The organism is Macrococcoides bohemicum (assembly GCF_016865215.1).
Lineage (GTDB): Bacteria > Bacillota > Bacilli > Staphylococcales > Staphylococcaceae > Macrococcoides > Macrococcoides bohemicum.
Genome location: NZ_CP054482.1, coordinates 749,080 through 768,482, shown reverse-complemented (window position 1 = coordinate 768,482; position 19,403 = coordinate 749,080). Strand labels below are relative to the sequence as shown.

23 protein-coding genes, 1 other RNA gene and 1 riboswitch are annotated in these 19,403 nt (G+C 34.6%); of the genes, 4 read left to right on the top strand and 20 right to left on the bottom strand.

From position 1 onward, the window contains the following. Window position 1: 1 nt before the first annotated feature. Genes sufU through sufC form a run of 4 tightly spaced genes read right to left on the bottom strand, consistent with a single transcriptional unit; the run spans window position 2 to window position 3,802 of the window. Complete coding sequence (gene sufU / locus HT586_RS04020) at window positions 2–436, bottom strand: Fe-S cluster assembly sulfur transfer protein SufU (protein WP_096077053.1); 435 nt, start codon at window positions 434–436, stop codon at window positions 2–4. After that, a complete protein-coding gene (locus tag HT586_RS04015; protein WP_133353653.1) occupies window positions 426–1,661 on the bottom strand; it encodes a cysteine desulfurase in 1,236 nt (411 codons plus the stop codon). The genes sufU and HT586_RS04015 overlap by 11 nt, the downstream gene beginning before the upstream one ends. A gap of 29 nt (window positions 1,662–1,690) precedes the next feature. Beyond that, the gene (sufD, locus tag HT586_RS04010) at window positions 1,691–2,995 is read right to left on the bottom strand and encodes a Fe-S cluster assembly protein SufD (protein ID WP_203546349.1); all 1,305 of its coding nucleotides are present in this window, start codon (window positions 2,993–2,995) and stop codon (window positions 1,691–1,693) included. A 30-nt stretch (window positions 2,996–3,025) separates the two neighbouring features. Then, entirely contained in the window at window positions 3,026–3,802 is a 777-nt protein-coding gene (sufC, locus tag HT586_RS04005) for a Fe-S cluster assembly ATPase SufC (protein WP_096077056.1), read from the bottom strand. A gap of 240 nt (window positions 3,803–4,042) precedes the next feature. Here sufC and HT586_RS04000 point away from each other — a divergent pair, with 240 nt between their 5' ends. Beyond that, a complete protein-coding gene (locus HT586_RS04000; protein ID WP_096077057.1) occupies window positions 4,043–4,408 on the top strand; it encodes a DUF1304 domain-containing protein in 366 nt (121 codons plus the stop codon). A gap of 38 nt (window positions 4,409–4,446) precedes the next feature. Here HT586_RS04000 and HT586_RS03995 read toward each other — a convergent pair whose 3' ends face one another. From HT586_RS03995 to HT586_RS03965, 7 genes are all read right to left on the bottom strand, one after another. Continuing rightward, window positions 4,447–5,280 (bottom strand): MetQ/NlpA family ABC transporter substrate-binding protein, encoded by an 834-nt coding sequence (locus HT586_RS03995; protein WP_096077058.1) that lies wholly within the window; start codon window positions 5,278–5,280, stop codon window positions 4,447–4,449. 52 nt (window positions 5,281–5,332) lie between these two features. Continuing rightward, window positions 5,333–6,025: a methionine ABC transporter permease gene (locus HT586_RS03990; protein ID WP_096077059.1), complete on the bottom strand. Its 693-nt coding sequence runs from the start codon at window positions 6,023–6,025 to the stop codon at window positions 5,333–5,335. Next, window positions 6,018–7,043, bottom strand: a complete 1,026-nt coding sequence (locus HT586_RS03985; protein ID WP_133353984.1) for a methionine ABC transporter ATP-binding protein — start codon at window positions 7,041–7,043, stop codon at window positions 6,018–6,020. Before HT586_RS03985 ends, HT586_RS03990 begins: the two co-directional genes overlap by 8 nt. Before the next feature lie 72 nt (window positions 7,044–7,115). Beyond that, a riboswitch (SAM riboswitch) is annotated at window positions 7,116–7,221 on the bottom strand. A 39-nt stretch (window positions 7,222–7,260) separates the two neighbouring features. Further along, window positions 7,261–7,572 carry a thioredoxin family protein gene (locus HT586_RS03980; RefSeq protein ID WP_096077061.1) on the bottom strand — a complete coding sequence of 104 codons (312 nt, stop codon included), beginning with the start codon at window positions 7,570–7,572 and terminating at the stop codon, window positions 7,261–7,263. Beyond that, window positions 7,544–7,933 carry a toprim domain-containing protein gene (locus HT586_RS03975; protein ID WP_096077062.1) on the bottom strand — a complete coding sequence of 130 codons (390 nt, stop codon included), beginning with the start codon at window positions 7,931–7,933 and terminating at the stop codon, window positions 7,544–7,546. Before HT586_RS03975 ends, HT586_RS03980 begins: the two co-directional genes overlap by 29 nt. Window positions 7,934–8,025: 92 nt before the next feature. Continuing rightward, window positions 8,026–8,394, bottom strand: coding sequence for a glycine cleavage system protein GcvH (gene gcvH / locus HT586_RS03970; RefSeq protein ID WP_096077063.1), 369 nt, complete (start codon window positions 8,392–8,394; stop codon window positions 8,026–8,028). Between the two features lie 72 nt (window positions 8,395–8,466). After that, entirely contained in the window at window positions 8,467–8,820 is a 354-nt protein-coding gene (locus HT586_RS03965) for a Spx/MgsR family RNA polymerase-binding regulatory protein (RefSeq protein ID WP_133353983.1), read from the bottom strand. A gap of 143 nt (window positions 8,821–8,963) precedes the next feature. On the opposite strand from HT586_RS03965, the gene HT586_RS03960 reads away from it, so the two are divergent. Further along, complete coding sequence (locus HT586_RS03960) at window positions 8,964–9,284, top strand: thioredoxin family protein (protein ID WP_096077065.1); 321 nt, start codon at window positions 8,964–8,966, stop codon at window positions 9,282–9,284. A 46-nt stretch (window positions 9,285–9,330) separates the two neighbouring features. Here HT586_RS03960 and HT586_RS03955 read toward each other — a convergent pair whose 3' ends face one another. Continuing rightward, window positions 9,331–9,864 carry a nitroreductase family protein gene (locus tag HT586_RS03955; protein WP_157742199.1) on the bottom strand — a complete coding sequence of 178 codons (534 nt, stop codon included), beginning with the start codon at window positions 9,862–9,864 and terminating at the stop codon, window positions 9,331–9,333. 64 nt (window positions 9,865–9,928) lie between these two features. Continuing rightward, complete coding sequence (gene aroD, locus HT586_RS03950) at window positions 9,929–10,657, bottom strand: type I 3-dehydroquinate dehydratase (RefSeq protein ID WP_157742200.1); 729 nt, start codon at window positions 10,655–10,657, stop codon at window positions 9,929–9,931. Between the two features lie 194 nt (window positions 10,658–10,851). On the opposite strand from aroD, the gene HT586_RS03945 reads away from it, so the two are divergent. Together HT586_RS03945 and ssrA are read left to right on the top strand one after the other, a co-directional pair. Then, complete coding sequence (locus HT586_RS03945) at window positions 10,852–11,112, top strand: hypothetical protein (RefSeq protein WP_096077068.1); 261 nt, start codon at window positions 10,852–10,854, stop codon at window positions 11,110–11,112. A gap of 89 nt (window positions 11,113–11,201) precedes the next feature. After that, window positions 11,202–11,560, top strand: a transfer-messenger RNA (tmRNA) gene (gene ssrA / locus HT586_RS03940). Between the two features lie 133 nt (window positions 11,561–11,693). Here ssrA and smpB read toward each other — a convergent pair. From smpB to tpiA, 7 genes are all read right to left on the bottom strand, one after another. After that, window positions 11,694–12,155: an SsrA-binding protein SmpB gene (smpB, locus tag HT586_RS03935; protein WP_096077069.1), complete on the bottom strand. Its 462-nt coding sequence runs from the start codon at window positions 12,153–12,155 to the stop codon at window positions 11,694–11,696. Window positions 12,156–12,165: 10 nt separating this feature from the next. After that, window positions 12,166–14,502, bottom strand: a complete 2,337-nt coding sequence (rnr, locus tag HT586_RS03930) for a ribonuclease R (RefSeq protein ID WP_188018182.1) — start codon at window positions 14,500–14,502, stop codon at window positions 12,166–12,168. Window positions 14,503–14,518: 16 nt separating this feature from the next. Continuing rightward, window positions 14,519–15,259, bottom strand: coding sequence for an alpha/beta hydrolase (locus HT586_RS03925; RefSeq protein ID WP_133353988.1), 741 nt, complete (start codon window positions 15,257–15,259; stop codon window positions 14,519–14,521). A 93-nt stretch (window positions 15,260–15,352) separates the two neighbouring features. Beyond that, window positions 15,353–15,586, bottom strand: a complete 234-nt coding sequence (gene secG, locus HT586_RS03920) for a preprotein translocase subunit SecG (RefSeq protein ID WP_096077071.1) — start codon at window positions 15,584–15,586, stop codon at window positions 15,353–15,355. Between the two features lie 118 nt (window positions 15,587–15,704). Further along, window positions 15,705–17,009: a surface-displayed alpha-enolase gene (gene eno / locus HT586_RS03915; RefSeq protein WP_096077072.1), complete on the bottom strand. Its 1,305-nt coding sequence runs from the start codon at window positions 17,007–17,009 to the stop codon at window positions 15,705–15,707. Between the two features lie 108 nt (window positions 17,010–17,117). Continuing rightward, the gene (gpmI, locus tag HT586_RS03910) at window positions 17,118–18,650 is read right to left on the bottom strand and encodes a 2,3-bisphosphoglycerate-independent phosphoglycerate mutase (RefSeq protein WP_133353966.1); all 1,533 of its coding nucleotides are present in this window, start codon (window positions 18,648–18,650) and stop codon (window positions 17,118–17,120) included. Beyond that, window positions 18,650–19,399, bottom strand: coding sequence for a triose-phosphate isomerase (tpiA, locus tag HT586_RS03905; RefSeq protein WP_096077074.1), 750 nt, complete (start codon window positions 19,397–19,399; stop codon window positions 18,650–18,652). Before tpiA ends, gpmI begins: the two co-directional genes overlap by 1 nt. Window positions 19,400–19,403 lie beyond the last annotated feature (4 nt).

Here is a 19,403-nt window from a genome sequence, read left to right as displayed (position 1 = left end):
TTTAGTTTTCATTCTTTGTGCCACGTTCTAATGCTTTCCAGGCAAGTGTCGCACATTTGATACGGGCCGGAAACTTAGCTACACCAGAAAGTGCTTCAATATCTCCAGCTTCTTCCTCTATTTGATAATCTTCTCCAAGCATCATCTTAGAGAATTCATCACTCATCTTTAATGCTTCTTCTATTGTCTTACCTTTTATTGCTTCAGTCATCATTGATGCGCTAGACATTGAGATTGAACAACCTTCTCCATCAAACTTAGCATCCTGAACAATATCGTCAACAATATCAAGTGTAAGTCGAATTCTATCTCCACACGTTGGATTGTTCATATCTATTGTTAAGGCACCATCTTCTATAACGCCTTTGTTACGAGGATTCTTATAATGATCCATAATGACAGAACGATAAAGTTGATCTAAATTATTAAAACTCATAACTGAAAAACTCCTTTGTTTCTTTCAAGCTTTGAACAAGTTGATCTACTTCTTCCTTTGTATTGTAGATGTAGAAACTTGCACGTGCTGTAGAAGACTGTCCCAACCATTTCATTAAAGGTTGTGCACAATGATGCCCAGCACGAATCGCAATGCCATGTGAATCTAAGGCAGTTGCTAAATCATGTGGATGTACACCTTCTAAATTAAAAGTGATTAATCCTGCACGTTTATCTGTAGTTGGACCGTAAATTTCTAAACCTTCAATTTCACTCATTTTTTCGTATGCATATGTCGTTAATTCATGTTCATAAGCTAATACGTTGTCCATACCGATATCGCTTAAATAGTTGATCGCTTCTGCTAAACCTACTGCTTCAGCAATTAAAGGTGTTCCCGCTTCAAATTTGGTCGGTAATTCTGTCCATGTAGAGTCCTGTAAACCTACAAAGTCAATCATATCTCCACCAAATTCAATCGGTTCCATTTGATTTAAATATTCTTTTTTTCCATATAACACACCGATACCTGTTGGCCCAAGCATCTTGTGTCCACTGAATGCATAGAAGTCACAATTTAAATCAGTCACATCAACATTCATATGAGGTATCGCCTGCGCACCATCAACTACCATCACAGCCCCATTTTCATGTGCAATTTCAGCGATGCTTTTCACATCATTGATCGTGCCTAGAACGTTAGAAACATGTGCCATTGCAACAATTTTTGTCTTGCTTGTAACTGTTGCACGTACATTTTCCAACGTAACCGTGCCATCTGATTCAAGCGGAATATATTTAAGCACTGCTTTTTTACGTTTCGCAAGTTGTTGCCACGGAACTAAATTTGCATGATGTTCCATCTCAGTAATGACAATTTCATCACCTTCACTAACCGCAATATCACCATAACTGTGTGCTACGGTATTAATTGCTGTTGTCGTACCACGTGTAAAAATAATCTCTTCAAAATATTTCGCATTAATAAAGCTACGTACTCTCTCCCGTGCATTTTCATACCCGTCCGTAGCACGCGTACCTAAAGTATGTACACCACGGTGTACATTTGCATTCATATGCTCATAATAATATTTTGTTTTCTCTATTACACTTGATGGTTTCTGACTAGTCGCTGATGAATCTAAATAAATGATATCTTTCCCGTTAACTTGTTCAGTTAGAATCGGAAAATCTTTTCTGATTGCTTCAACATTTAAGCTGGTCATTCAATATCAAGACCTTTCAAAACTGTATTTTATAATTTACCCATTACTTTTTCTTCAATAACGTCTGTTAATTGACGTTTTACTGCTTCAATTGGTAATTCAGTTACTACTGGTGCTAAGAAACCATGAATGACTAAACGTTCTGCTTCCTGTTTAGAAATACCACGACTCATTAAATAGAATAATTGCAACGGATCCACACGGCCTACAGAAGCTGCGTGTCCTGCTGTAACATCATCTTCATCGATTAATAATATCGGGTTAGCGTCTCCTCTAGCTTTTTCTGATAACATTAATACACGTGATTCTTGTTGTGCGTCTGCTTTTGTACCACCATGTTTAATGTGGCCGATACCATTAAAGATTGAAGATGCTGAATCTTTCATTACACCGTGTTTTAAGATATGACCTTCACTAGATTTACCATATTGTATGATTTGTGTAGTGAAGTTTAATTTTTGTTCTCCACGACCTACTACAACAATCTTTAAATTACTCTTAGAATTGTCACCATTTAAGTAAGTCGTATTATCATTAATTGTGTCTCCATCATTCATCAAACCTAAAGCCCAGTCAATCGTTGCATCTTTTGCTGCCATACCACGACGGATAACATGCCCTGTAAATCCTTTGTTTAAGAAATCAACGGCACCGTAAGTGATTTTAGCGTTATCTTTTGCGATAACTTCAGAAACTAAATTTAACTGTGCATCTTTTGTTTCTACAGTTGATAAATAGTTCTCAACATATGTTACTTCAGCACTTTCTTCAGCAACAATGATTAAATGGTTGATGATATTTACATCTGCATTATCATGTAAGACTACATATTGAATTGGATTTTCAACGATTACATTACGTGGAACGTATACGAATAGTCCACCATTCATCATAGCAGCATGCAATGCAGTAAGGCGGTGTTCATCCACTTTTACAGCTTCAGTCATATAGTATTGTTTTACTAAATCACTGTTTTCAATTAATGCAGTTTCAATATCTTTTACGATTACACCTTGATCAATTAAAGACTGTTCAACTTTTATTAGTGCAGGTGTATTGTTATGTTGCACAATAAGGTTTTCTACATTCTCCATATCCAATAAGTTTTTAACCGCTTCAGGTAAAGCATCAGTTGAAGCATAAACATCACTTTTGATTTCTTTATGGTGAACATCAAAGACCCATTTATCAAGTTTTGTTTTATCTGGTTTTGGCATTTCAATTGTATTTAATTTATTAAAAGCGTCAGCACGTAATTCTGCCATCCATGTTGGCTCATTGCGTGATGCTGAGAAATTTTTAATAATATCGTTTGTTACATCGATTGTACTCATCACATTTTCCTCCTATTTAATTATCAGGTATTACGCGTTAATTGTTTCATCTTGAATGTTAAGCTCTTGTTTAATCCAGTCATAACCTTCAGCTTCAAGACGTTTCGCTAACTCTTCTCCACCTGATTTAACAACTTTACCTTGCATCATAACATGGACGAAGTCAGGCGTAATGTAGTTTAATAAACGTTGGTAATGCGTGATAATTAAGCAACCGAAGTTTTCTCCGCGCATTTCGTTAATTCCTTTAGATACAACTTTTAATGCATCGATATCTAAACCTGAATCGATTTCATCTAAGATTGCAAATTTAGGCTCTAGCATCATTAATTGAAGAATTTCGTTACGTTTTTTCTCCCCACCAGAGAATCCTTCGTTTAAATAACGTTGTGCCATATCTAAATCCATTTCTAAAAATTCCATATTTTTGTCTAATTTCTTGATAAACTGCATTAAATTGATTTCATTACCTTCTTCACGTTTAGCATTAATTGCTGAACGTAAGAAGTCTGCATTCGTAACACCAGAAATTTCTGATGGATATTGCATCGCTAAGAAAAGACCAGCTTGTGCGCGTTCATCAACTTCCATCTCTAATACGTTCTCGCCATCAAGTAAAACTTCACCTTGGGTAACTTCATATTTAGGATGTCCCATAATCGCTGCTGATAAAGTTGATTTACCCGTACCATTAGGTCCCATGATTGCATGAACTTCATTTTGTTTAATCGTTAAATTTACACCTTTTAAAATTTCTTTCCCTTCAATTGAAACGTGTAAATCTTTAATTTCTAAAACTGATACCATATTGAATTCCCTCCGATATATATATAATAATTTCATCTTATCTAGTTTATAATAATTTTAATCTGAGGTCAAAGACCTATGACTTAAATCACAGTACTTATTATAACCTAAATAAGGTGTTAGTTAAATTAATCGGACTAAATATTTTAAATTCAGTGAGAAAATAAGATATTTGATTGAAAATGCTATACAGCAAACAAGATAAGATGTACAATCTATTTATTAATCGAGGAGGTACTTATGCATATAATTTCATTGATTTTAGCAACGATTGTATTTATTGAGCACATTTATATTATGATTCTTGAAATGTTCTTCAGTAATTCGAAACGCGCTGCAGAAACATTTGATATTGATTATAATTTCTTACAAGATGACCGCGTAAAAACTTTATTTAAGAACCAGGGCCTTTATAATGGTTTTCTTGCAGCTGGTTTAGGATATGGTTTATTTATAAGCCAGAACCAACTTGAAATTACCACAATGTTTATAATATTTGTGATTATTGCAGCTATATACGGTGCAATGACAAGTAGTAAAGGCATATTAATCAAGCAGGGCTTACCTGCAATTTTAGCTTTGATCGCAATAATAATCTTTCATTAAAAAAGAGATTAAGACAAATGTCTTAATCTCTTTTTTTACTATTTTGCTGGAATTACAGCACCATCATATTTTTTATTGATGAAATCCTGGATTTCTTTTGATTGTAATACTTTAACTAATGCTTTGATCTTAGCATCATCTTTATGTCCTTCTTGCACTGCAATTAAGTTTGCGTATGGAGAATCTTTATCTTCAATTGCAATTGAATCTTTAACTGGATTTAATTTATTTGCTAAAGCGAAGTTAGAGTTGATGATTGTTGCATCGCCTTCACCATTGTTATACGTTTTTGGTACAAATTCACCAGCTTGTTTGTTGTTGAATTGAATATCTTTTTTATTTTCAACGATGTCTTTAAATGTTGCTTTTACAGGATCTACTCCGTCTTTAAGTTTAATTAAACCTGCTTTGGTAAAGAATGATAAGAAACGTCCTTCTTCAGCCGGGTTATTAGAAACATAGACTGTTGCACCTTTTTTTAATTCATCTAAACTTTTCACTTTTTTTGAATATACAGCCATAGGTTCAATATGAACATTTCCTGCTGATTCAATTTTGTATCCTTTAGCTTTTTTCTCTGTTTCTAAATACGGTGTATGCTGGAAGTAGTTCGCATCGATGTCACCTTCTGATAACATACGGTTTGGTGTTGTATAGTCATTGATGATTTTAATCTTTAAATCATAACCTTCTTTTTTAAGTGCTGCTTTTGCTTCTTCTAAAATTTCTGCATGTGGTGCGGGTGAAGCCCCTACTGTGATCGTTTTGTCATCTGACTTTGAAGTTTTGTTGTCGTCAGATTTATCATTACCACAAGCTGCAAGAATTAATATTAATGATGCAGTAAGAAATACGTAAAATAATTTTTTCATTTTTAACGCTCCTCTTTTTTGTATTATTTTTATAAAAATCCATTATGGATAATTAACGTTTATCAACTTTCTTCGTAATAATGTCACCGACGAATTGAATGAGGAATACAATAATTAAAATAATTACTGTAGAAACAAAAATTACGTCATTTTGTCCTCTTGTGAATCCAACTAAGTAAGCTAAGTTACCTAAACCACCGGCACCAATAACGCCAGCGATTGCTGTAGAACCAACGAGTGCAATCGTTGTGACTGTAATACCAGATACAATCGCTGGTAAACTTTCAGGAATTAATACTTTTTTAATTAATGTCCATGTATTTGCGCCCATTGATTCCACAGCTTCAATTACACCTTTATCAATCTCTTTCAATCCAATTTCAACAAGTCGCGCGTAGAAAGGTGCCGCACCGATAATTAAAGCTGGTAGCGCTCCTTTTACACCACTGATTGTCTGCATGATTAAATTTGTAAAGGGGAATAGCAATAAAATCAAGATAATAAATGGGATTGCTCGGAATAAATTGACGATAAAAGCAGTAACACTATAAAATACACGAGCTGCTTTTGACTTACTTCGAGATGTTAAAAATAAAATAATGCCGATAATTAATCCAAATATAAATGTGAATATTGCAGAAATAAAAGTCATTGATAGTGTTTCAACAGTAGCAGTCCATACATCTGCCCATACCACATTTTTCATACCTAACATATCTGTCAATGTTTTAATAAAATTATCCATGTCTTTCTACCTCCATCTCAACACCATGGCTTTTTAATTCTTCAGCGATAGGTTGAAGTGATCCGTTAACTTCTTTAACATGAACAATTAAATTACCGAAAGATCCTGCTTGTGTATGTTTAACATTCCCTGCTAAGATATTCATCTCGATGCCGTACTTCTTAATTACTTTACTTACGATAGGCTGGCCAGTTGAAGATCCAACAAATTTTAATTTCAGGATACTGCCATGTGGATATGCTTGTTTAATCTCTTCGATTGAAGTCTCAGTTTCATTATCCTGGACATCATCACGTACAAAACGTTTTGAGATATTTGTTTTTGGATTATTAAATACTTCCATCACTGATCCTTCTTCAACCACTTTCCCTAACTCCATTACAGCTACTTTATGACAGATCTTGCGAATTACTTCCATCTCATGAGTGATTAAAATTATCGTTAAGTTCAACGTTTTATTGATATCAACTAATAGTTCTAGTATTTCATCTGTCGTCTGTGGATCTAAAGCACTCGTTGCTTCGTCACAGAGTAAAACATCAGGATCATTACTTAATGCACGGGCGATACCTACACGTTGTTTTTGTCCACCTGACAATTCTGAAGGATAAGCATTTTCTCTTCCTTCTAATCCAACAAGTTTAATCAAAGATTTCACTTTTGGACTGATGTCACTCTTTTTAACGCCAGCTATTTCAAGAGGTAATGCAATGTTATCATATACCGTTCTACTCCAAAGTAGGTTAAAATGCTGGAATATCATTGATATTTTTTGACGTTCTTTATTCAGTTGCTGCTTTGACAACTTATTGATGGTACTGCCATTTACAATCACGTCACCACTCGTAGGTAATTCTAATCCGTTAAACATTCGAATTAATGTACTTTTCCCAGCACCACTGAAGCCAATAATACCGTAGATCTCACCGCTTTGAATTTCAAGATTTACGTTATCGACAGCTTGTATATTTCCTTTTTTGGTTGTAAATGTCTTTACAACATTATTTAATGTAATCAAATTTGGCCTCCTAACAAAAAAACGTCTCTCCTATGTGGACATAAGAAAGACGATAATTATCTATTTTCGACTCTCTCATCTTCTAAAGTTAATATAACTTTATGTGAATTGGCACCATGTCATTATTGACGGTTGCCGGGTTTCATAGGGCACATCCCTCCACCACTCTAGATAAGAGTTTATTTAGTTGTTTTATGAATATGTTCTTTATCTTAAGTCAATTTGAAGTATTCGTCAACATTAAATTTAAATTTTCATATAAAGTTGTTACGGACTCAAATTGATAAGATATATTTTCTACCATGCCGTTACGTATAAACAACAATACCGGCACACTTTTAATTTCGTAATACTGACTTAAATTTTCATAGTAATTTAAATCAATTTTTGTAACTGGTATGTTTAGAGATGCAGCAGTAATATCTAACATCTTTTCTGCAAGCTTACATGTCCCACAAAACGGAGTATATCCAAATAGAATAAATGGTTGATCTGAAATTTCAAATTGCAAAAGCTGATTTAAGTTCATATTGCGCGGTCTTACCTTTCCAGACAAATTGTTGTTTTACATCAAACTGATGTTTTATCATCGTTCTTGCTAAATAATCTAGTGGACAATTACCCACCTCACCGTATTTCGGATCAATATGAATATGATTACTTTCACTCAAATGGCGTTTAAACCAAGATCTAATTTTGCGTCCAGCTTTATCGCTATCGGTCATAATATAAACTTTATGATGATACAAATCTTCAATCATATCATCCAGTTTTCCGATACCCATCGTGCCATTGGTGCATATAATATGTACAGGTTCCGTTAATACTTCTTGTAATCTTAGTTTATCACGCTTTCCTTCTACAACGATAACTTTAGTAATTACAGACATGTCCATCACCTTTTTATCATATTGTATTCAGTTTTAGCAATTTGATAATAAAAAAATTCCTTGATAAATTATTATCAAGGAGATTATACCATTTATGCGTTAATCATTTCATCATATTGTGCTTGATCCATTAATTCTTCAAGACCAGCATCGTCAGCTTCTACTTTAATCATCCATGCTTGATCCATTGCTGATTCGTTTACTAATTCAGGAGAATCTTCTAATTCAGAGTTAACTTCAATAACTTTGCCTGAGATAGGAGCATATAATTCAGATACAGTTTTTACTGACTCAACGCTACCAAAAGGAGCATCAACTTCGATTTCATCTCCAACTTCTGGTAATTCAACGAATACGATATCCCCTAATTCAGATTGTGCGAAATCTGTAATACCGATTGTCTTAACATTATCTTCTGATTTTACCCATTCATGATCTTTTGAAAATTTTAAGTTTGACATTATAAACCCTCCGTTTAATTAAAGTACTATCACTATAATAATGACACATTGTAAGCGTTTATTCAATTATTTTTATAACCAAGTATCGCTATATTCTTTTTCTTTAAAGCCTAAAGTAATTTTATTGCCATTAACAGCTAACGGTCTTTTAACTAACATACCATCTAAAGCAAGTAATTCAAACTTTTCATCATCTGACTTTTCGCTTAATGTTTCTTTAAGGTTTAATGCTTTAAATTTAGCACCCTGTTTATTGAACAGCGCATCAATATCGACATTTGTCTGCTCTACAATCGCTCTAAATTCAGCAGCAGTGGGAGTAAGTTCAACGATATGGATAGGTTCAAAACTAACGCCATGTGTTTCTAAATATTTTGCTGCCTTTCTACATGTACTACAATTTGGTAACTGATAAAATTTTATCATCATAGGCCTCCTTCTTAATTTAACCTAATATTAACAATTATTCTTAAAGGTTACAACTGCAATCCTTATCGTTTAATAATTTATTAAAAAGGTATATAATTATCATATAAATAAATTATATAAAACAATGTGAGGGAATAATTATGAGAACAATAAGTCAATATGAAGAATTTAAAGAAATTATAAATCAAGATGAGAAAGTAATCGTGAAATTCTTTGCAGATTGGTGTCCCGATTGTACACGTATGGATTTCTGGATTGATCCTATTGTAGATGAATACAATGACTATACATGGTATAAAATCAACCGTGACCAAGTACCTGAAGCTGCTGATGAGAATGAAGTGATGGGTATCCCAAGTATCCTTATCTTTGAAAAAGGTGAAAAATTAGCACATCTTCATTCTGCTAACGCAAAAACGCCTGAATCAGTTAAAGCATTTTTAGCTGAAAACTTAAAATAAAACTTTAAATTTAAAAAACCATCCATTGATAAAATGGATGGTTTTTTTAGTATGTAGAAATTAAGTTAGTATTCTTTCTTGTCTTATATTCTGCTTCCGTTTGTGCTGTTAAATAAACCGCTCCATAAATCATTTCATCGGCCTCACAACCTAGATGTTTTGATAACTCTGGGTGTAGTAAAGGAGGTTGTGTTTTAATACAGCTGCCTATCTTTTCTTCATATAAAGCTAATGAAAGTGTCTGCATAAAACCGCCAATCGCAAGAACATCTTCTAAATTTTCTTTTTGACGTCGATCACGTGGACCAACAATTAACAATATACCAGCAAGTATTTTTGTTTTATCTACATGCTGAATTTTTTTCTCAGCATTATTCTTAAATGCAACGTCAGCAAACGTCTGTGCATAGTTTTCTAATCTTTCCTTTTTAACCCACACAATGCGCCATGGTTCACGCATACCGTGATTAGGTGCAAATGTCGCTAATTCAATCGCACGTTCTACAGCACTATCTTCAACAATCGTATCAACATACTGTTTAATACTTCTTCTATTTTTTATAGCATCTTTTAATTCCATAAAAAATACCTCCTCATAATTGATAACCATTATCAATTATAAAGAAGTATCATTAATTTGTAAATTATGATTTATAAAGCACAATCTGATCATGTATATCTTTAATATGAATTTGACCTGGTGCAACAGGATTGCCAACATAGCCAAAGGTCATAGATGATCCAAATATCCCACAAGCCACTCGTGTAATCTTTCCGATTTCTCCCATTGCTATACCGATGATATTTAAATTACAGTTTTGTTTTGTTTCATAAACTGCTGACATTAAGTTAAGCACATCTTTACCATCATTCGGTTTAACCGCTAGCTTACAGTAATCTGCATCTAGTTTACTCATGCGATTATAAATCGCGAGCATATCTTTAATACGTGGAGTGAATTCATATTCATGGTGACTAATTAACACTAAAATATTATTCGCACGTGCCAATACCAATAATTTATCCATATAGTCTTCATATATCATTAATTCTAAATCGATAATATCACATAACTTTTTCTCTATAACTTCTTTAATAAGTTCAAAATAAGCATCCATCGTTATTTTTGTCTTGTTATTCATATCTTCTGTGCGATATGTAAATAAAATTTGTTTTGATGGAAATTTATCCTTTATAAACGCAATCTCAGATTCATAAAATTCAATTGAACCTTGCGCTAAGTCAGCACGATATTCAACGACATCGAAATAATCAATATATTCGACCGCTTCATTAATCAATTTTTCATCTGTGTTTTGTACATCTGATAACGTCAATATTACCTTTGGAATTGCACTACTCTGCTCTGTCAAAATAAGTCCTCCTTTTATTCATCCAATAATTAAAGTGAAAATATGGTAAAATAGATAAGTGCTGTTAATTATTGAACAATCTCTTAAATCTATTTTACCTTACTTGATTAATAAATTGTATCAATTATACCCATATTATAAGTCCACAAGAATTTAATTTGGAAAGCACAGTGAATAATATATGGAGGATAATAATGAAAACACTATTTGATTTAAAAACCTTACCAGGATGGAAAATAGATAACCACACGAAGATAGCCATTCGTTTAGTAGAAAACGAAGACTATATCGCTATTACAAAACCCATATACAAAAGCCATAGCATAATGGACGTTATCGAATTCACTAAAGATAGTGAAGATAATATCACTTTTAAAAATATGAACAATAATAATCAGATTATCGTAACGATTGATGAAAATGAGAAGACCATTCATATCAATAATAAAGCATAGTGCCCTATAAGGTATTATGCTTTATTATTGATATATGTGTTTCAATTTGTTATATTTAAATATGCTAGTTATTTTATTCATACTATCTCGGGGGCGTTACGGATTCGACAGGGGTCACTTGGGTTGGTATAGCGTGTCGGAGGGTTGTCTTCGTTATCAACACAACAGTTATAATAACTGGCAAAACAAACAATTTCGCAGTAGCTGCCTAATAGCACTCTGCACCTCTCTCAAGCATCGCCTATGTGCCTGATGTAGAGGTTCAACTTTAAGTAGGATACGACGAACACTTCCGCCTGGAGTCTGTTCGTAAGAGATTAATCGGGCTAGCGATACATTCGGATGTCCGTTTTCAGATGTATCGTGAAATTCAATAACAGGACTACACACGTAGAAGTATCAATTGCAGGATCTTTGGACGCGGGTTCGACTCCCGCCGTCTCCATACATAAAGAAAAGCTTATACCTTAAGTGGGTATAAGCTTTTTATATATTAAATAGAACTTGATTACTTCCTTAATTCTTTGCACTGTAAAATATTTATTACTTGCACAACAAAAACTACCGAAGCGCTCCGGTAGTTAATATTTCTCTTTCATCGCACGGTCCATTTCACGTTTCGCTTCTTTTGCTTTCAATGCATGTCGCTTATCATAATCTTTCTTACCTTTGGCAAGTCCAACAAGCATCTTACAGTAACCATTCTTAATATATAACTTAAGCGGCACTAACGCATAACCCTGCTCACGTGTCTGTCCATATAATTTATCGATTTGTTTACGTTTCATCAATAGTTTACGTGTTCTCAGTGGATCATGATTAAATCGGTTTCCTTCTTCGTATGGGGCAATATGCATATTATACACATACATTTCACCGTTATATACTCTTGCGTATGAATCTTTTAAGTTCGCACTGCCTCGTCTTATCGATTTAATTTCTGTCCCTTGTAACACAATTCCCGCTTCAAACGTTTCTTCAATCGTATAATCATGACTTGCTTTTCTATTTTGTGCTAATGTCTTTCCGTCACCTTTTGGCATAACTTCACCTCTATTTCTTTTTACTTCTACCTGCATTTTTCACTGCTTTTGATTTATAGAATGGTTTCTTTCCACCATTTTTCTTCGCTGCTTTACTGAACTTTTCACCAGCTGCTTTTCCACGTCCTTTTTTACGTGGTTTTTGGTTATTATTGTTACCACCACTTTTACGTTCAGCTTTTATCTTTACTTCACGGATTTTACTTTCAATTTTAGCCATATCCATACCGACTATCGCAAAATCAATCATGCGTTCATCAACATTTACGTTCACGACTTTCACTTTTACTTTTTGACCGATTTTAAACACTTTACCATGACGTTCACCAATCATCGCCATATGGCGTTCATCAAAGTGGTAATAATCATCTGTCATATTAGAGTTGTGCACCATACCTTCGATTGTATTCTCAAGTTCTACAAACATACCGAAGTTAGCAACAGAGCTAATGATGCCCTCAAACTCTTCTCCTAAATGTTGAATCATATATTCTGCTTTTTTCAGATCATCTGTATCTCGTTCTGCATCAATCGCACGTCGTTCACGTTTAGAAGTATGTTCACTTATATCAACAAGCTTGTCTTCCCATAATGCCTTTTGTTCTTCATTCATTGAATGTTCGATTAAGTATTTGCGGATTAATCTATGAACAATTAAATCCGGATAACGTCTGATTGGAGAAGTAAAGTGTGTATAGTATTCAGCAGAAAGTCCAAAATGTCCTAAATTCTGTTCAGAGTATTTCGCTTGCTGCATTGAACGTAACATAAGTGTAGAGATAACTAATTCTTCAGGTTTATCCTTAATTTCTTTACCAATACTCTGAAGCGTTTTCGGATGAATATTTTCAGTACCACCTTTAACGATTAAACCGAAATTCGTAATGAATTCAAAGAATCGCTTTAATCTGTCCGCTTTAGGTTCTTCATGAACTCGATAAATAAATGGTACTTTTAATTTTGCAAAGTGTTCGGCTACGGTTTCATTGGCCATTAACATAAATGATTCAATTAATCGTTCACCTAATCCGCGCTCGCGAATAACAACTTCTTTAGGCACACCTACTTCATCTACTAAAATCTTAGCTTCTTTAAGGTCGAAATCAATTTCTCCACGTTGTACACGCATTTGTTTTAATATATCAGCTAAATCTTTTGCGTGTATCAACATTTCATGAATATGCTGATACTCATGTATTAAGATTTCATCATTATGCTCTAATATCTGATTGACAGCATCATACGTCATTCTTTCATCAGAATGAATGACACTTTGATAAATTTTATGATCTACAGCACGTCCTGTATGATCGATTTCCATCTCACAGCTTAACGTTAATCGATCGACCTTTGGATTTAATGAGCAGATTCCGTTACTTAATCGATGTGGAATCATAGGTATTACGCGATCTACTAAATAGACACTCGTCCCACGCTCAAATGCATCCTGATCTAGCATTGATCCTTCAGTAACATAATGACTGACGTCAGCAATTGAAACGATTAATTTATAATTGCCGTTATCTAACTTTTCTACACTAATAGCATCATCTAAATCCTTTGCGTCAGCACCGTCAATTGTAATCGTTAATATATCACGTAAATCTACACGATCCTTGTAATCTTTCGGTTCAATTTCATCCGGCACATTGTTTGCTTCTTCAATAGTTGCAGGATTGAAATCTATATTAATACCATGGGTATAGATAATTGATAATATATCTACACCAGGATCATTTTTATGACCTAGTATTGCTTTAACCATACCTTCAGGATTGTTTGTGCCATCAGCATATTGTGTCAATTCCACTAATACTTTATGTCCTTCAACAGCACCAAGATTTTTACCTTTAGGAATAAAGATATCCTGTGTAATACGCTTATCATCAGGTAACACAAATCCAAAATGCCTCGCTTCAGTATACGTCCCGACAACTTGCGTTATCGCACGTTTCTGTATTGCTTTAACTTCACCTTCGTTACGCCCATCACTTGCTTTTGATACACTCACTAATACTGTATCGCCATCCATCGCTCTGTTGATCTTATTTGGCGGGATAAATACATCTTCTATCGTATCATTTTCCGGACGTACGAAAGCGAATCCTTTTTTATGTTGACTTAAAGTACCTTGAACTAAGTCTCCCGGGCTACCCGGAATATAATATTTATCATTTTTAGTGCGATTAATCTTTCCTGATTGCTCAAGCGCAACTAAAGTTTTTACAAGTCCAGTAAAGGCATCTGCATCTTTTAAACCAAGATGATTTTCTATATCTTCCACCGTAATTGCATTTCCTTTTAATGATTGTAAATATGCAATAACTTCTTCTTCAAACAGATGCATATATATTGCCCCCTTTTTAATTTGACCATTCAAGCTTTTCTAAAAATGCTAAAAAGTCATTAAACAATTGTTCTTTCTCAATATCTATTGTAACAACATGACCACTTTTCTCATACCAATGTATCTCTTTTTCTTCACTTTCAGATTCATTATATATAATATTCGCTGATTCAATATCTATCATTGTGTCCAGGCGTCCTTGGGCAACGAATAAAGGCGCATATACATTATCTAAAGTTGGTCTTATTTCAGCTAATGTGGTCTGTAATTCTTCAAGCATTGATGTCGGATGAAATGCTGACATCTCGCTCTCGATTTGATCAGGTGTCTTTCCTTCACGTTTCTTAAATTCTCGCGCGTATGCAAGGACGCCATCAAACATATTACCTGTCGTTTTTATATGCATCGGTGAACACATCGTGCCAACACCTATTACATCTCTATATTGACTCAATTTTAAACTAAAGACACCACCCAGTGATACACCAGCAACTGCAATTTCACCATATCCTTTTGATTTCAGGAAATCATAAGCTTCTATAACCTGACTCCACCAAACGTGAGGACTAGACTGTAGCAGCTCCTCTGGAGGTACACCGTGTCCTTCATAATGTGGTGCATAACACGTATACCCTTGTTTCTGTAAAAAACGTCCTAATTGACGTACATCAGAAGAATTTCCGGTAAAGCCATGTAAGAGTAGCACTGCTCTTGGTCCTTCTTCAAAAAAGAAAGGTTTAGGTAATTGTATTTTCATTTTCATTATAAAAATCTCCTTATATATTCATTGTATGTGTTTTAAGTGCAAAATAAAAATAAAAAAGTCCGAACAATGTGTCCGGACCCCTTATTAAATACCAAAATAACCGATTGCAATTGTAATTAAGAAAAGTAAAACAGACGCAACAATAGTAATTCTATTTAAAATTAAATCAACACCACGTTGTTTTTGTTTTCCGAATAATTGTTCAGCTCCACCACTAATTGCTCCTGATAAGCCATTACTCTTACCCTCTTGTAATAACACAACAGTGATCAATACAAGACAATCAATAATTAGTAATACTGTAAGTAAAGTATTCATTGATGGTCCTCCTCAATTTCTAATAACTCATATTATATTAACATATTCACTTGTAAAAAGAAACATAAAGAAAAGGAACGTCGTCACGTTCCTTTTCGATGTATAGACTATAAAGTTATTATTTACTGATGTTGTAGAAAGAGTTTAATCCTTCAAATTTTGCAGTTTCAAATAATTCATCTTCAATACGTAATAATTGGTTGTATTTCGCAATACGGTCTGTACGTGATAATGAACCAGTTTTAATTTGACCTGCATTTGTAGCAACTGCGATATCAGCAATTGTAGTATCTTCAGTTTCACCTGAACGGTGAGAAACTACTGCAGTATAACCAGCTTTTTGAGCCATTTCGATTGCTTCAAATGTTTCAGTTAAAGTACCAATTTGGTTAACTTTGATTAAGATTGAGTTACCAACACCTTCGTTGATACCACGCTCTAAAATTTTAGTGTTAGTAACGAACAGGTCATCTCCAACTAATTGAACTTTATCTCCTAAACGTTCAGTTAAAGCTTTCCAACCGTCCCAGTCGTTTTCATCCATACCATCTTCGATAGAGATAATTGGATATTTATTAACTAATTCTTCTAAGTAATCTACTTGTTCAGCTGAAGTACGTTTCGCGCCGCCTTCACCTTCGAATTTAGCATAATCATAAGTACCATTCTCATAGAATTCAGATGAAGCACAGTCAAATCCTAAGAATACATCTTTACCAGGTTCTAAACCTGCTGCTTTAATTGCTTCTAAAATTGTTTCAACAGCATCTTCAGTACCTTCGAATGTTGGAGCGAATCCACCTTCGTCACCTACTGCTGTTACTAATCCACGAGATTTTAAGATTTTCGCTAAGTTATGGAAGATTTCTGCTCCCCAACGTAACGCTTCTTTAAAGTTAGGTGCACCAACAGGTAATACCATAAACTCCTGGAATGCGATAGGTGCGTCAGAGTGAGATCCACCATTTACGATGTTCATCATAGGAACTGGTAATTGCGTACCGTTAAATCCGCCTAAGTATTTGTATAAAGGCATACCTAAGTATTCGGCAGCAGCGCGCGCTACAGCGATTGAAACGCCTAAAATAGCATTTGCACCTAATTTACCTTTGTTTTCTGTACCGTCTAAAGCGATCATCATTTTGTCGATTGATACTTGGTCTAAAACTGAAAAATCACCTTCGATGATTTCTGGAGCGATAATTTCATTAACGTTCTCAACAGCTTTTAATACACCTTTACCCATGTAACGATCTTTATCACCATCGCGTAATTCAACAGCTTCATGTTCACCAGTAGAAGCACCAGAAGGTACTAATGCACGACCTAAAGCACCGCTTTCTGTGAATACTTCAACTTCAATTGTAGGATTACCTCTTGAATCTAATACTTCGCGTGCATAAACATCTGTAATAATTGGCATGTGTAAAACTCCTTTGTTTGTTTTATTTTCTATTTAATTATTCCCGATTTATCAGGATTAATCAATTAATTAAATTAATTTTAGTGATACTTTTTATTTAAGTAAGATTTACTTTTGAATTAATGATTCACCAGTCATTTCAAAGGGCTTTTCAACACCTAATAAATCAATTAATGTAGGTGCTAAATCAGCTAAACGACCACCACTACGAAGTGTCACACCTTCACGTGTTACAATCACTGGCACCGGATTAGTCGTATGCGCAGTCATAGGTGTACCGTCGATCGTTACTACTTCATCTGAATTACCATGGTCAGCTGTAATAATTGCAGTGCCTCCCATTTCAAGAATCTTATCAACAACAGCTCCTAAACATTCATCGACTGCTTCTATCGCTTTAATTGTAGGTTCAAGCATCCCTGAGTGACCTACCATATCAGGATTTGCAAAGTTTAATAAAACTAAATCCAGATCACCTTTATTAAGTTCTGCAAGCAATGCATCTCGTACTTCGTATGCACTCATTTCAGGTTTCAAATCATATGTTGCAACTTTTGGAGAGTCAATTAATACACGTCGTTCTCCATCAAACGCTTCATTACGTCCACCACTCATGAAATATGTCACGTGTGGATACTTTTCAGTTTCAGCAATACGTAATTGTTTTAAGCCATTTTTACTCGCAACTTCACCAATGGTATTGACTAAATCTTCTTTAACAAACACAACATCAGCTTTCACTTGATCATTATACTTAGTAAATGTTACAAATTTGATGCCGATTAATCGCTTATCCATTTTAAAACCATCAAATTCTTCATTCGTGTAGACTTCTGATAATTGTGCTGCACGGTCAGGTCTGAAGTTGAAGAAAATCATTGCATCTCCATCATCAACACCTGTATTTTCTGAACCAACTTCTTCGTCTTTTACTACGAATGGAACTACGAACTCATCGTTAACACCTTCAGCATAACTTGCTTCAACACCAGCTTTAGCCGTTTTGTATTCGACACCTTTACCGTATGTCATCGCATCATATGCTAACTGTTCACGATCCCAACGCTTATCTCTATCCATCGCATAATAACGACCAGAAACAGATGCAAATTGTCCAACACCAATTTCTTTAAATTGTCGTTCAGTTTCCTCAATGAATTGTAATGCTGTTTGCTGGCCAACATCACGACCATCTAAAAATGCGTGAACATAAACTTTTTCAACACCTTGTTCTTTTGCAAGTTTTAATAATGCAAACAGATGTTGGTAATGACTGTGTACACCGCCGTCAGATAATAATCCCATTAAGTGTAACGCTGAATCATGTTCTTTTACATGTTTCATCGCATCTAATAACACATCATTGGTAAAGAAGTCACCGTCATGAATAGATTTGTTAATGCGTGTTAATGATTGATATACAATACGGCCTGCACCAATATTTAAATGGCCAACTTCTGAGTTACCCATTTGTCCTTCCGGCAACCCTACATCAAGTCCACATGCCATTAATTGCTCATGTGGATATTTGTTGTAGTAACGATCAAAATTCGGTTTATTTGCTTGAGCTACTGCATTACCGAAAGTCTCTTCTCGGCAAGCAAAGCCATCTAGTATGATTAAAGCAGTTGGGCTTTTCATTACTTAGCACCTTCTAACAATTTTACGAATGAATCTACTTCTAATGACGCTCCGCCTACTAACGCACCATCAATATTTTCATTCGCCATGTATTCTTTAATGTTTTCTGGTTTAACAGAACCACCGTATTGAATACGTACAGCTTGTGCTACTTCTGTATTGAAGTCTTTTTCAACAACAGAACGAACGTACTTACAAGATGACTCAGCATCTTCACTTGTAGCAGATTTACCAGTTCCAATTGCCCAGATTGGTTCATAAGCAATGACAGCAGATTTAACTTGTTCTTCAGTAAATCCTTTTAATGCGTTAGAAACTTGAGAACCAACGCGAGCTTCAAATTGACCTGATTCACGTTCATCATCTGTTTCACCACAGCAGATAATTGGCGTCATACCGTGTTTAAAAACAGCTAAAGCTTTTTTATTTACATCTTCATCTGTTTCTCCAAAGTACTCACGACGTTCAGAATGCCCTAAAACTACATACTTAACACCTAAGTCTTTCAATGCAGCTGGTGAAGTTTCACCAGTAAATGCTCCATTATCTTCAAAGTAACAGTTTTGCGCCCCGATATTTAAACCTTCAACGTTTGCACTTACTAATGCATCTAATTGAATTGCTGGTGCGCAAATTACTGCATCAACGCTATCCGTGCTTGGTAAAGCAGGTAAATTAGCGACAAAATCTTTTGCTTCTTTAACTGTTTTGTTCATTTTCCAGTTTCCTGCGATAATTGGTTTTCTCATTTTA

Coding starts and splice junctions, on each gene's coding strand:
- sufU (WP_096077053.1), bottom strand. CDS start 436: ATGAGTTTTAATAATTTAGATCAACTTTATCGTTCTGTCATTATGGAT.
- HT586_RS04015 (WP_133353653.1), bottom strand. CDS start 1,661: ATGACCAGCTTAAATGTTGAAGCAATCAGAAAAGATTTTCCGATTCTA.
- sufD (WP_203546349.1), bottom strand. CDS start 2,995: ATGAGTACAATCGATGTAACAAACGATATTATTAAAAATTTCTCAGCA.
- sufC (WP_096077056.1), bottom strand. CDS start 3,802: ATGGTATCAGTTTTAGAAATTAAAGATTTACACGTTTCAATTGAAGGG.
- HT586_RS04000 (WP_096077057.1), top strand. CDS start 4,043: ATGCATATAATTTCATTGATTTTAGCAACGATTGTATTTATTGAGCAC.
- HT586_RS03995 (WP_096077058.1), bottom strand. CDS start 5,280: ATGAAAAAATTATTTTACGTATTTCTTACTGCATCATTAATATTAATT.
- HT586_RS03990 (WP_096077059.1), bottom strand. CDS start 6,025: ATGGATAATTTTATTAAAACATTGACAGATATGTTAGGTATGAAAAAT.
- HT586_RS03980 (WP_096077061.1), bottom strand. CDS start 7,572: ATGAACTTAAATCAGCTTTTGCAATTTGAAATTTCAGATCAACCATTT.
- HT586_RS03975 (WP_096077062.1), bottom strand. CDS start 7,933: ATGTCTGTAATTACTAAAGTTATCGTTGTAGAAGGAAAGCGTGATAAA.
- gcvH (WP_096077063.1), bottom strand. CDS start 8,394: ATGTCAAACTTAAAATTTTCAAAAGATCATGAATGGGTAAAATCAGAA.
- HT586_RS03965 (WP_133353983.1), bottom strand. CDS start 8,820: ATGATAAAATTTTATCAGTTACCAAATTGTAGTACATGTAGAAAGGCA.
- HT586_RS03960 (WP_096077065.1), top strand. CDS start 8,964: ATGAGAACAATAAGTCAATATGAAGAATTTAAAGAAATTATAAATCAA.
- HT586_RS03955 (WP_157742199.1), bottom strand. CDS start 9,864: ATGGAATTAAAAGATGCTATAAAAAATAGAAGAAGTATTAAACAGTAT.
- HT586_RS03945 (WP_096077068.1), top strand. CDS start 10,852: ATGAAAACACTATTTGATTTAAAAACCTTACCAGGATGGAAAATAGAT.
- smpB (WP_096077069.1), bottom strand. CDS start 12,155: ATGCCAAAAGGTGACGGAAAGACATTAGCACAAAATAGAAAAGCAAGT.
- rnr (WP_188018182.1), bottom strand. CDS start 14,502: ATGCATCTGTTTGAAGAAGAAGTTATTGCATATTTACAATCATTAAAA.
- HT586_RS03925 (WP_133353988.1), bottom strand. CDS start 15,259: ATGAAAATACAATTACCTAAACCTTTCTTTTTTGAAGAAGGACCAAGA.
- secG (WP_096077071.1), bottom strand. CDS start 15,586: ATGAATACTTTACTTACAGTATTACTAATTATTGATTGTCTTGTATTG.
- eno (WP_096077072.1), bottom strand. CDS start 17,009: ATGCCAATTATTACAGATGTTTATGCACGCGAAGTATTAGATTCAAGA.
- gpmI (WP_133353966.1), bottom strand. CDS start 18,650: ATGAAAAGCCCAACTGCTTTAATCATACTAGATGGCTTTGCTTGCCGA.
- tpiA (WP_096077074.1), bottom strand. CDS start 19,399: ATGAGAAAACCAATTATCGCAGGAAACTGGAAAATGAACAAAACAGTT.